This window comes from Hymenobacter sp. NBH84 (assembly GCF_014217645.1).
GTDB classification, from domain to species: Bacteria; Bacteroidota; Bacteroidia; order Cytophagales; family Hymenobacteraceae; genus Hymenobacter; species Hymenobacter profundi.
Genome location: NZ_CP043644.1, coordinates 4,679,151 through 4,691,154, shown reverse-complemented (window position 1 = coordinate 4,691,154; position 12,004 = coordinate 4,679,151). Strand labels below are relative to the sequence as shown.

The window sequence follows — 12,004 nt, the reverse complement described above, 5'->3', positions numbered from 1 at the left end:
TCAAAGGATAGTCTGGTCGGTAAGTGAAATTTCTACCCCACCGCTCTTTGCAATGATACAATACTTGACCCAATTGCGGAGCATAGTGCCGCCGTGGGTTGTCAGGAGGGCTTCGGGATGGAACTGCACGCCGTGGATGGGTAGGGTGGTGTGTCGGAAGGCCATTAACTCTTGGGTAGAGTCTGTGGTGTAGGCCAAAGGTTGCAAAGTGGGTGGCAGTTCTCGCAGTACCAGCGAGTGGTAGCGCGTTACGGCTACTTCCGTGGGCAAGCCGCAACGCAGCGGCTCCTCCCCTACCCACCGCATCCTCGATACCTTGCCGTGCATGGGCCGAGCCGCCCGCCCTAGCTTCGCCCCGAAGAACTCGCCCAGCGCTTGATGGCCAAGGCACACACCCAGCATCGGCATGTGCTGATGGTAGGCTTCGATAACGGCTGGCATCACGCCCGCCGCAGCGGGTACGCCCGGCCCCGGCGACAGCACCAAGCCATCGAAATCGAGCTGCTGAATAGCGGCCAGCGGCACATCATTGCGCACTACCTGCACCTCGGCCCCGGCCTGGCACAGGTAATCGCGCAGGGTGTAGGTGAAGGAGTCGAAGTTGTCGAGCAGCAGCAGGCGCATCCGGTGAAGTGGTAAGATGGTGAAATGGCGAGTTTGACGTTTTGACGGCGCATGTTGCGCAGATGGCGCCATTAGAACGTCAAACTCGCCATTTCGCTATTTCACCATCTCACTATTTTATCCCTCAACCTAAAACACGCCCCGAAGTTTTGCCAGCAGCGTACCGGCAAAGGGCATCACCCACGCCACCACCTGCAAAGCCAGCGGCGTGGCGCGTTGCACGAAGGGTAGTACATGCGAGTCGGCTGTAAGCTGGGGTGAGAGTAAGGATATGCCCGAAAGTGAGAGGCCGTAGAGCAATAAGCTCAGGCCCAGCAGCCACTTCAGCAGCCCCGCCACGCCACCCAGCAAGTGGTCGAGCATGCCTAGGGGTGTCAAGTGCACGGCCGTCCGGATGAAGCCGCCCAACAGATGCACTCCCCACATAATGAGCACAAACACCAGTAGAAACGCTACCAGCGGCAGCATCCCGAAGGCCTCGCCCACATAGTTACGCACCAGCGGAATAACGTCGTGCAGCAGGGCCAGTCCCCCAATCAGCCCCAGCACAAAGGCCAGCAGCGAAACAGCTTCCAGCACCAGTCCGCGCCGAAAGCCCTTCACGGCTCCTACCCCTAGCGGAATCAGCAGCAGAATATCAAGGCCAGACATGCTGTGAGGTGGTGAAGTGGCGAAGTTGTGAGTAGTGAGCTCCTACAAAGCGTCTGTCATCCTGAGCTTGCGAAGGACCTTATCACGCGAGAACGAGTCGCTGATACGTCTGTCGTTCTCCTGTGATAAGATCCTTCGCAAGCTCAGGATGACACGTACTTTTATTTCACTACCCTCCTACCTTAAAAATTCGTGTTGTTGAGCAGGTGACCCACGGTTTGAGAAATCATGCGGCCGTCGGCTTGGCCGGACAACTCGCGGGCGGCAATGCCCATCACCTTGCCTAGGTCGGATGGGCCGGTGGCGCCCACGCGCTGAATGATTTCGGTGAGGCGGCCTACCAGCTCCGCTTCAGAAAGTTGCTGGGGCAGGTATTCTTCGATGATGGCCAGCTCGGCCAGCTCGTTTTCTTCCAGATCGGAGCGGAACTGCTGTTGGTAGGTTTCGGCGGCTTCGCGGCGCTGCTTCGCGGCTTTGGTCAGCAGCTTGATTTCGTCGGCGGAGGAGAGGGCCGCGCCGTGGGCACCCTCGGCGGTTTCGGCCAGCAAAATCTGGGATTTGATGCTGCGCAGCGTGGTCAGACGCACTTTGTCTTTGGCCAACATGGCCTTTTTGATATCAGCGTCGATGGTTTCTTTCAGAGCCATTTTTGGGAGGAATGAGTAACTAGAGTTGGTAAGGTAGCAGCCAGAAGAATCCGTGGGCCACTATGCAGGCAAAACGTAACTTTGGCCGGTTACGATGGGTTGTACAATCGTACTTCTTCTTTTTTCTGATGACGAAGCTAAGCGTAAACATAAATAAAATCGCCACGCTGCGGAATGCGCGTGGCCATAACCGCCCCGACTTGCTACAGGCTGCCCGTGATTGTGAGCGGTTTGGCGCCGAAGGCATCACCGTGCACCCACGCCCCGACGAGCGCCATGTGCGCTACCAGGACGTGCGCGACCTGAAGCAGGTAGTGACCACGGAGCTGAACGTGGAAGGCAACCCTACCCCCGATTTTCTGGATCTAGTGCGCGAGGTGCGCCCCGAGCAGGTAACGCTGGTGCCCGACGCCCCCGATGCCATTACCTCCAACGCCGGCTGGGACACCATCAAGCACCAGGTCTACCTTATTGGGGTAGTACAGGAATTGAAAGCACTAGGCTGCCGCGTCAGCATTTTTCTCGACCCCGACCCGGCCATGGTGAAAGCCGCTATAGCCACTGGCACCGACCGCATCGAGCTGTATACCGAAGCCTACGCCAGCAACTACGCCGCCGACCCTGCCGCTGCCCTGGCGCCCTACCGCCAAGCCGCCGAACTGGCGCAGGAACTGGGCCTGGGCCTCAATGCCGGCCACGACCTCGATTTAGAGAACCTGGCCTACCTCCACCAAAACCTACCCGGCCTAGCCGAGGTCAGCATCGGCCACGCCCTCATCTGCGACGCGCTGTATCTAGGCTTGGAGAACACGATTCAGCTGTACCGGAGGCAACTAATCAATTAAAGGAGAAGGAGTACGAAGTGGGCGTAACCGTAGAAACCGCTCTCACTCGCCCCTTCCAATTCTCAATTTTTAATTCCTAATTCCTAATTATAAAGGATGCCCCGCCTCGCCCTACCCGATTTTCTGCAACTACCCGAAGACCTACCTATTCTGGATGCGCGGGCGCCCATTGAGTTTGCGCAAGGGCATATTCCGGGGGCGGTGAGCTTTCCGTTGTTTTCGGATGAGGAGCGGGCGCGCATTGGCACCACCTACAAGCAAATCAACCAAGAGCGGGCCGTGCTGCTGGGGCTGGATTTGTTTGGGCCGAAGATGAGCCAGATGGTGAAGCAGGCGCAGAAGGTAGCGCCCGGCCGGGCCGTGCGCCTGCACTGCTGGCGAGGCGGCATGCGCAGCGGAGCCGTGCAGTGGCTGCTGGAGCTGGCCGGTTTTCGGGTAGAGCTACTCGACAAAGGCTATAAGGACTACCGCCGCTGGGCCTTGGCGCAGTTTACGGAGCCCCGGCCGCTACGCGTGCTGGGCGGCCTCACCGGCTCGGGCAAAACCGATGTGCTGCACCAGCTGGCCGCCCGCGGCGAGGCCGTGCTGGACCTGGAAGGCGTGGCGCGGCACAAAGGCTCGGCTTTTGGTAGCATTGGGCAGCCCGCTCAGCCTACCCAGGAGCAGTTCGAAAATGAATTGGCGCTGCTGATGGCGGCCCTACCCCCTACCCTACCCGCGTGGGCAGAGGACGAAAGCCGCACCATTGGGGGCGTGCATATTCCGCCGCCGCTGTTTACGCAGTTGCAGGAAGCGCCCTTGGTGGTATTGGAAATCCCGAGGGCAGTGCGGGTGCGCAAGCTGGCCGAGGAGTACGGTCAGCACGATGCGGGCGCGCTGGCTACTTCCGTGCTGCGCATACGCAAGCGCCTGGGCGGACTAGCTACCAAGGAAGCCCTGGCCGCCATTGGCGAAGACGATATGGAAAAGATGGTGAGCCTGGTGCTCGATTATTACGATAAAACCTATGGCCACGGGCTAGAAGGCCGCACCTTCACTCGTGTAGTATCCGACACCTGCGATGCGGCGGCAAATGCGGATTTGGTGTTAGCAGCTACAAAAGCAATGTAAGTTGCTACTCTACCGAATCAATTATGTATACACCTGTGCTTCGCGTTGCTCGTCCTACTGATAATATAGATGCACTTATGCATTTCTATTGTGATGGGCTTGGGTTTGAAAAGCTAAGCTCATTCAATGACCATAATGGTTTCAATGGAGTAATGCTTGGTCGTTCACAGGCACCTTATCATTTTGAATTCACTCATCAGATAGGCCATATTGTGGGCAAAGCGCCTACTCAAGATCATCTACTGGTTTTTTATGTACCCGATGCTGCTTCATGGAAGGCTACCCTGCAACGAATGCAGCATTGCGGGTTTCCTCCCGTTGCTTCTTATAACCCTTACTGGAATGAGAAGGGGTGCTGCTTTGAAGACCCGGATGGCTATCGAATAGTCCTTCAGCAAGCAGAATGGGCCCTATAATATTTCTTTAAACGTTTCACCATCTTCAGCATGTCTGATTCTGAAATAACCTCCCCCGACCAGATTCGCCTCACCCAATACAGCCACGGCGCGGGCTGCGGTTGCAAAATTGCACCGGCGGTGCTCGACCAGATCCTGCACACCACTATTGCCCAGCCCCACGACGACAAGCTGCTGGTAGGCAACGGTTCCCGCGACGATGCGGCCGTATACGACATTGGCAACGGACAGGCGCTCATCAGCACCACCGACTTCTTCATGCCCATTGTAGATGATGCCTACGATTTCGGACGCATCGCCTCGGCCAACGCCATTTCCGATGTGTATGCCATGGGCGGCCGGCCAGTGCTGGCCATTGCCGTGCTGGGCTGGCCCGTGGATAAGCTCTCACCTGAGGTAGCCCAGCGTGTAATGGAAGGCAGCCGCAGCATTTGCCGCGAGGCGGGCATTCCGCTGGCTGGCGGCCACAGCATCGACTCGCCGGAGCCCATTTTTGGGCTAGCCGTTACGGGTATGGTCGACATTGCCCAACTCAAGCGCAACGACACCGCCACTGCCGGCTGCGAGCTGTACCTCACTAAGCCCCTGGGGGTAGGAATGCTGACCACCGCTCAGAAAAAAGGCATTCTGCGCGACGAAGACGCCCATCTGGCGCCGCAGTCTATGATGCAACTCAACAAAATTGGGGCTGAGCTAGGCGAATTGGAAGCCGTGCACGCCATGACCGATGTTACGGGTTTTGGCTTGCTAGGTCACCTTTCGGAGGTATGCGAGGGTAGCAACCTGACGGCCGAAATCCACTTTGCTCACGTGCCGCTGCTGGCCGCCGCCGAGCCCTACCGGCAGCAAGGGGCCGTGCCCGGCGGCACCAACCGCAATTGGGCCAGCTACGGCCACAAGGTAGGCCCCATCTCCGACGAGCAGCGCCAGTGGCTCTGCGACCCGCAAACTTCGGGGGGGTTGCTGGTGTGCGTGGCACCGGAGGGTAGGGAAAAAGCCCAAGCAGTTTTTCAGCGGCACGGCTTGCACCTCGCGCCGTTTGGCACCCTGCGCCCCCACGCGGCGGATGAGCCGTGGATAACCATCCGGTAAATGACTCGCTTTCTGACCTTTTTACGCCCGCTACTGGAAGCCACTTTCGCCATTTTGGTGATAGTGGTAGGGCTGCGGTTTATCACGAATTTTTTCAGCAAGAACAGCAAGGTATACCAGCCCACCTTTTTGCGGCAGTTCTACCTACTATTCTGGCCGCTGCTGTGCCTGTGCGTGGGCCTGCCGTTTTTGCTGTCATTTTTTTACCTGGGCACGTTATCGGCGGTGGAGCTAGTATTGGCAATGGCGCTTGGGGCTGTTGTACTGGGCTTTTCGGTGCCGTCGTTGGTGTTGCATGCCCAGTACTACGCTCGTAATTTCAGCACCACGCTGGTGTTTGATGGCAAGCAGAACCGCTTGGAAGTGTACGAACAACGAGTACGTATTCCCTTTAGCCGGGCCGATTTGGTGCGGGTGGAATATGTCACCTGTGTATCGCGGCATGTGTTCTGGAACAAATATGAATACCTGCGACTACATCTAGCTAGCGGCGAAGCACTTACTGTCACCTCTATCCTGACCGATCTGCAACCGCTGGCAGAGTTTCTGCGGAACACACATCTGGAGCAGCGCCAGGAATGGTTTTGCTTTTTGTGAAATAAAAACTAATTTTAATTCTATTATCTTGTTTACCAACAATCCGTTGCATCGCCGATAAATTCGGTACGGTTTGCTGGCTTTCGTCTATCCCTATCCCTACGCTGTGTCATTCTCCGGTTCACTCAAGCAACTCTGGCTCTGCCTGTTGCTGGTAAGTGCTGCCGGAATATCATCTGCACAGGCTCAGGATTCGCTGGCCGTGCAGCGGATGCACCGCCTGCTGGCCATCCTGCCCCCCGATACCAACCGCGTGCGCCTCCTAGACTCGCTGTGCGTGCAGCACTACGACAACGCCCCGGAGCAAGGCATTGTCTATGGTCGGCAGGCCCTCACACTGGCCCGGCGGCTACACGACCAACGGGGCCAGCTGATGAGCCTACTTAGTCTGGGCGTGTGTTACACCAACCTCAGCGACAGCCAATACGCCCTCACGCTGTACAAGCAGGCCATGTCGTTGGCCCGGCGGCTCAACTCCTACGACGGCATTGTGCGCAGCTACCACCACATGGCTAGTGTGCACTCAGTCCGCGGCGATACGGCCACCATGTGGCGTCTCTACCGACCAGCACTGGCGCTGGCCTACCACAAAGGTGTGCAGCGCCCTACCCAGATTGCGCTGTTTGGCGATGTGGGGGTGTTGCTGCTGGCCATGCACCGTAATCAGCAAGCGTTGCAGCACCTGCACCGCGCCCTTCTTATGGCTCGTCGTAGCAAGGACATTCTTGCGCAAGCGCAGTACACAGCTAATTTAGGTGCTTATTATCAATCGATTGCGCAGTATGCTACTGCCGAAGGGCTGATGCGCAATGCTGTGAGCCTGGCGCAAGAACGACACAACTCCAAAATAGAAACCAGTGCGTTGCTACAACTGAGCCACGTACTGCTAGCCCGCCGACGTCCCGCTGAGGCAGAAATTTCTGCTATGCAAGCGCTGGAGTTGGCGCGCGCCCACCGCTACTACTCCTTCCTGCTTGAGGCATATAGTAGCTTAGCCAACATTGCAGCGGCACAGGGCGATTTTGCCCAGGGTTATGCCTGGCAGCAGCGCTACCTACTGTTCAATGACACCCTCAACAACCATGACCGGCTGGTGGCGCTGGCCGCTTTGCAGCAGCGTTACGAAACCCAGGACAAGGAGCAGCAAATTGCCCGTCTTACTGCTAACGAGGAGTTGCAGAGTATGCTGAACCGTCAGCTCATCATTACCATTGCCATTCTAACGGTAGGGCTGGCGGCTTTCATTTTCATTTACTTACAGTTGCGGCGCAGCCGGGCAGCACTCTCCAGCAATCACAGGGCCTTACAGGAAACCACAGCGGAGTTGCAGCGCATGGCCGCCTCCAAAGACCGTCTCTACTCGATTGTGGCGCATGACTTGCGCGGACCCGTGACTTCCTTCTCGGGCGTAACAAAGCTGATTGAATTCTACCTCAACAATGGCGATGAGGCTGGCTTGCGCCGCCTGCCCACCCTGGTGCATCAAACCACCAGCAGCATCAACCACCTGCTCGATAACTTGCTGAAATGGGCCGTGAACCAGAACGGGGAATTGGCTTTTCAGCCTGAGCCGCTGCCCGTGGCAGAATTGTTTGCCGAAATTGTGGAGCTGTATCAGACAACCGCACAGGCCAAACAGATTCAGCTGCTAACCGACGTTCCGGTTCGGCTTACGCTATACGCCGATTACAACATGACGCGCACCATTCTGCGCAACGTGCTGAGCAATGCGCTGCGGTTTGCCCCGGTGGGTAGCGCCGTGCGGCTGGGCGCCTACCCCGCTGCCAGCCCTCAGGCCGTGGTGCTTGCTTGTACAGATAGTGGTCCAGGCATGTCTCCTGAGCAGGTAACAGCACTGCTGCATCCTAACTCCTTGGCGCAGCCTACCCGCTGGCAGCGGCGCGAGGGTACGGGGCTGGGCCTGGTGCTGTGCCGCGCTTTTGTAGACCGGCAACATGGAGAGCTGCGCATTCATAGTGCGCAGGGCCAGGGAACGACTATTGAAATTGAGCTTCCCAGCGCCACCCCAGAGCCGTTGCCAGCGTAATACCTAGCTTCTTCCGACCTTTGCCGGCACTATGCAACTACACTACCGCGAATTGGGGCAGGGCGAGCGTACCCTGGTTATCCTGCACGGCCTTTTCGGCACCCTCGACAACTGGCAAACCCTGGCCCGGCGCTGGGCCGAGCACTACCGCGTGGTGCTGGTGGATTTGCGCAACCACGGCCGCTCGCCGCACGCACCCGAGCACACTTACGAGTTGATGAGCGAAGACGTGCGCAAGCTGTTTGCGCAATTGCAACTTCCCGCCGACCGCACTACCCTACTAGGCCACAGCATGGGCGGCAAGGTAACCATGCGCTTCGCCCTCGACCACCCCAGCTACTTGGCCCAGGCCATTGTGGTTGACATTGCGCCCGCCTTCTCGGATATGCGCCACCAAGATGATATTCTGGCTGGTCTGCACGCCGTCGATTTCACTACCTGCACTTCCCGCCAGGCCGCCGACGACGCACTGGCTCAGCACATTTCGCAGCCCGACGTACGACAGTTCCTGCTCAAAAACCTCTACCGCCGCGAAGATAACTCCTTCGCCTGGCGCCCCAACCTGGCCGTACTGGATGCCGAAATGGCCCAGATTGGCGAGGAAATCACCAACGACACGCCTTTCCTGAAGCCTACCTTGTTCATCAACGGCGGCCGCTCCAACTACATCACGCCCGAGGACAAGCTGCACGGCATTCCGGCCCTGTTTCCGAACAGCCACATCGCTACCATCCCCAACGCCGGCCACTGGGTGCACGCTGAGGAACCCGATCAGGTATTCGAGTTGGTAAAAGCCTTCGTGGACCAGGGGTAAGTAAGAATAGATACCTAGAAATAGGTAGGCTAGGTACCATAAGAGCCTTGCAAGCAACGCATAACACGCCTGCTATATCAGCTTCAACTAAAGGCAGACAATCATTTTTAATTCTTAATTTTTAACTCTTCATTGACACCTGGTACGCTCTACCTCCTTCCTACCGTGCTGGCCGACGATACGGCCACGCAGGTGCTGCCGGCCCAGGTACCGGCGCAGATTGCCGCGCTCCGGTATTTCCTGGTCGAAAACGCCCGTACGGCGCGGCGCTTCATCAAGCAGGTAGCACCCGAGCAGGTTATCGAAGACCTGCGCCTCACGGTGATTGACAAAGACAGCACGGAAGCACAGATTCAGGCGGCGCTGGCGCCAGTGGCGGCGGGACAAGATGCAGGCGTGCTGTCCGAAGCAGGCTGCCCCGGCGTGGCTGACCCCGGCGCCGAGCTGGCCCGGCGGGCGCACCAATTGGGTATCCGGGTGGTGCCGCTGGTAGGCCCCAGCAGCTTGCTGCTGGCCCTGATGGCTTCCGGCATGAACGGGCAGAGCTTCACCTTTCACGGCTACCTACCCATCGACCGGGGCCGCCGTGCTGCGGCCGTGAAGCAACTAGAGCGCGTAGCGCTGGCTCAACACCAAACCCAGCTATTCATCGAAACGCCCTACCGCAACATGCCATTGCTCGAAGACCTGCTGAGCCAGTTGCAGCCCTCTACCCGCCTGTGCATCGCAGCCAGCCTCACGGCCCCCAATGAGTACGTGCGCACCGATACGGTTGCTGGCTGGAAAAAGCGCGGCCTCCCCGAGATTCACAAGCAACCAGCGGTGTTTTTGGTAGGGCAGTAGGGTAAGATACTGAGCGAAAACGTCTGTCATCCTGAGCGGAGCGAAGGAGCTTATGCCCGCAGAACGAGTCGTTAGTACGATAGTCGTTCTGCGGGCATAAGATCCTTCGCTCCGCTCAGGATGACAGACGTTTTTCTTATCTACCTACAAAATTACTTCGCCCCTACGAACCTAGCTGGTACACTAGCAACGAAGCAGCATAAGCAAGGCCCGTCATATATACGGCTTGCAGAATAGGCCACTTCCACCCTTTGGTTTCGCGGTAGGTAACGGCAAGTGTGCTCATGCACTGCATGGCAAATACGTAGAAAACCAGCAGCGACAAGGCCCGCACCGGCGTGAAGAACGGCTGGCCTTGGCTGTCGCGGGCGGTGGCTAGCTTCTGCTGAATGGTGCGCGTGTCGGCATCCTGACCCACGCTGTAGATAGTGGAGATGGTACCCACAAACACTTCGCGGGCAGCAAAGGAGGTAATCAATGCAATACCAATTTTCCAGTCGAAGCCCAGCGGACGGATGCCGGGCTCCAGCGCATGCCCTATCGTACCGGCGTAGGAGTTTTCGAGCTTGGCTGAGGCCACTGCATTTTCCGTTTCTTCGGGCGAGAGTTGCTGTTGCGTGGCCGCAGCACGGGCTTGAGTTTCGGCTTGGGCCAGCTGGTCGCCAGGACCGTAGGAGGCTAATACCCACAGGATAACGGAAATAGCCACAATCACCTTACCCGCCTGAAACACGAAGGTTTTTACCTTCTCTACGATGGTAATACCCACGTTTTTCCAACGCGGCCAGCGGTACACCGGAAACTCCATAATAAAGTAGCTCCGTTCGCGGGTTTTCAGCAGAAACTTCATGGCCAATGCCGACAAAATAGCGGCGAGGAAACCTAGCAGATACAGCCCCATCAGGGCAATGCCGCGTAGATTGAAGATGCCCAGCACCGGCACATCGGGCACTACCAAACCAATGAGCACAGTATACACCGGAATGCGTGCCGAGCACGACATCAGCGGCGTCACGAAGATGGTGATGATGCGGTCCTTCCAGTTTTCGATGGTGCGGGCGCTCATAATGGCCGGCACGGCGCACGCTACCCCCGAAATCAGTGGCACGACGCTTTTCCCGTTCAGCCCGAACTTGCGCATGATGCGGTCCATCATGAACGTGACGCGGGCCATATAGCCGGTTTCCTCCAGCACCGCGATGAAAGCAAACAACAGAGAAATCTGCGGAATGAAAATCAGCACGCCGCCCAGGCCAGCCAGTACGCCTTCCGTGAGCAGACTGATGAGCGGCCCCTCGAAGTTGGTTTGCACCAATTGATTGATCCAGGCCACGCCTTCGTCAATCAGCTCCATAGGGTAGCTGGCCCAGGCAAACACCGCCTGGAACATCAGAAACAGCACCCCAAAGAAAATCAGGTAGCCCCATACCTTATGCGTCAGCACCCGGTCGATGCGGTTGCTGTAGGGCTCGGCCTCGTCGGTACGTGTTACTTCTACTACGTTCAGCAGCAGCTCGTTGATGCGGGCGTAACGGTCAATTGTCTCCTGGGCTTGCTGCGCTGTGGGCTCGAAACCATACTGCTGCACCAACTCCCCGATGTAGGCTTGCTCGTCGGCAGTCAGAAAGCTAATACGTTGATACTGATGCGCGTAGTGCAGCGCCAAGTAATCGTTGTGGAGGTTGAAGTAGTAACGGATCTGCCGAATCATGGGCAGCAGCTCCTCGGTGGGCTCGTAGAAGCGCACGGTAGGCGCTGCCAACTGTTGGCCCATCACAATCTTGAGGGCCGCTATGCCAATGCCTTTACGGGCATTCATGGGAATGACGGGCACGCCTACTTCTTGCTGCAAGGCCGCCACGTCAATTTTGACGCCGTGCTGCTCGGCCGTGTCCATCATATTAAGAGCCAGCACGGCGGGAAGGCCCAAGTCAGCCAATTGTGTAAACAGCAGTAGGTTGCGCCGCAAATTACTGGCGTCGGCCGTCACCACTACAAAGTCGGGGTATTGGGCCGAGGTTCTATCGTAGAGCAGGTCGGTGATAACTCGCTCGTCGAGACTTTTGGGGTAGAGTGAGTACGTACCGGGCAGGTCGATGATTTCGGCGCGCAGCAGGGGCGTAATTTGCGCCACGCCGGTTTTGCGGTCCACCGTCACGCCTGGGAAGTTGCCTACCTTCTGGTTGAGGCCCGTGAGCTGATTGAACAGCGACGACTTGCCGGAGTTGGGGTTGCCAATCAGCGCAATGCGCGTGAGCGTGCCCGGCAGCCGCGGCGACGCCACTTCCAGTGTAGTTGCCGACATGCCGGCGCCCGCT

General features: G+C 57.8%; 12 protein-coding genes. 8 read left to right on the top strand and 4 right to left on the bottom strand.

Annotated elements, in window-relative coordinates; genetic code table 11:
- The 3 genes from F1C16_RS19660 to F1C16_RS19650 all read right to left on the bottom strand — a co-directional run bounded on the left by F1C16_RS19660 (position 1) and on the right by F1C16_RS19650 (position 1,922).
- Positions 1 to 624 (bottom strand): aminodeoxychorismate/anthranilate synthase component II, encoded by a 624-nt coding sequence (locus F1C16_RS19660; protein ID WP_185282289.1) that lies wholly within the window; start codon positions 622 to 624, stop codon positions 1 to 3.
- A gap of 129 nt (positions 625 to 753) precedes the next feature.
- A complete protein-coding gene (locus F1C16_RS19655; RefSeq protein ID WP_185282288.1) occupies positions 754 to 1,275 on the bottom strand; it encodes a CvpA family protein in 522 nt (173 codons plus the stop codon).
- A 182-nt stretch (positions 1,276 to 1,457) separates the two neighbouring features.
- Positions 1,458 to 1,922, bottom strand: a complete 465-nt coding sequence (locus F1C16_RS19650; RefSeq protein ID WP_185282287.1) for a GatB/YqeY domain-containing protein — start codon at positions 1,920 to 1,922, stop codon at positions 1,458 to 1,460.
- Positions 1,923 to 2,050: 128 nt separating this feature from the next.
- On the opposite strand from F1C16_RS19650, the gene F1C16_RS19645 reads away from it, so the two are divergent.
- From F1C16_RS19645 to F1C16_RS19610, 8 genes are all read left to right on the top strand, one after another.
- On the top strand, positions 2,051 to 2,767 hold the full coding sequence (locus F1C16_RS19645; RefSeq protein WP_185282286.1) for a pyridoxine 5'-phosphate synthase: 717 nt from the start codon (positions 2,051 to 2,053) through the stop codon (positions 2,765 to 2,767).
- Between the two features lie 96 nt (positions 2,768 to 2,863).
- The gene (gene mnmH / locus F1C16_RS19640) at positions 2,864 to 3,877 is read left to right on the top strand and encodes a tRNA 2-selenouridine(34) synthase MnmH (RefSeq protein WP_185282285.1); all 1,014 of its coding nucleotides are present in this window, start codon (positions 2,864 to 2,866) and stop codon (positions 3,875 to 3,877) included.
- Between the two features lie 23 nt (positions 3,878 to 3,900).
- Positions 3,901 to 4,293 (top strand): VOC family protein, encoded by a 393-nt coding sequence (locus F1C16_RS19635; protein ID WP_185282284.1) that lies wholly within the window; start codon positions 3,901 to 3,903, stop codon positions 4,291 to 4,293.
- Positions 4,294 to 4,323: 30 nt separating this feature from the next.
- The gene (gene selD, locus F1C16_RS19630) at positions 4,324 to 5,385 is read left to right on the top strand and encodes a selenide, water dikinase SelD (RefSeq protein WP_185282283.1); all 1,062 of its coding nucleotides are present in this window, start codon (positions 4,324 to 4,326) and stop codon (positions 5,383 to 5,385) included.
- A complete protein-coding gene (locus tag F1C16_RS19625) occupies positions 5,386 to 5,982 on the top strand; it encodes a hypothetical protein (RefSeq protein WP_185282282.1) in 597 nt (198 codons plus the stop codon).
- A 106-nt stretch (positions 5,983 to 6,088) separates the two neighbouring features.
- On the top strand, positions 6,089 to 8,029 hold the full coding sequence (locus F1C16_RS19620; RefSeq protein WP_185282281.1) for an ATP-binding protein: 1,941 nt from the start codon (positions 6,089 to 6,091) through the stop codon (positions 8,027 to 8,029).
- A 31-nt stretch (positions 8,030 to 8,060) separates the two neighbouring features.
- Positions 8,061 to 8,843, top strand: a complete 783-nt coding sequence (locus F1C16_RS19615) for an alpha/beta fold hydrolase (RefSeq protein WP_185282280.1) — start codon at positions 8,061 to 8,063, stop codon at positions 8,841 to 8,843.
- Positions 8,844 to 8,975: 132 nt separating this feature from the next.
- Complete coding sequence (locus tag F1C16_RS19610) at positions 8,976 to 9,686, top strand: SAM-dependent methyltransferase (RefSeq protein WP_185282279.1); 711 nt, start codon at positions 8,976 to 8,978, stop codon at positions 9,684 to 9,686.
- Positions 9,687 to 9,849: 163 nt separating this feature from the next.
- On the opposite strand, the gene feoB is transcribed toward F1C16_RS19610, so the two are convergent.
- On the bottom strand, positions 9,850 to 11,991 hold the full coding sequence (gene feoB / locus F1C16_RS19605) for a ferrous iron transport protein B (RefSeq protein WP_185282278.1): 2,142 nt from the start codon (positions 11,989 to 11,991) through the stop codon (positions 9,850 to 9,852).
- Positions 11,992 to 12,004: the final 13 nt, after the last annotated feature.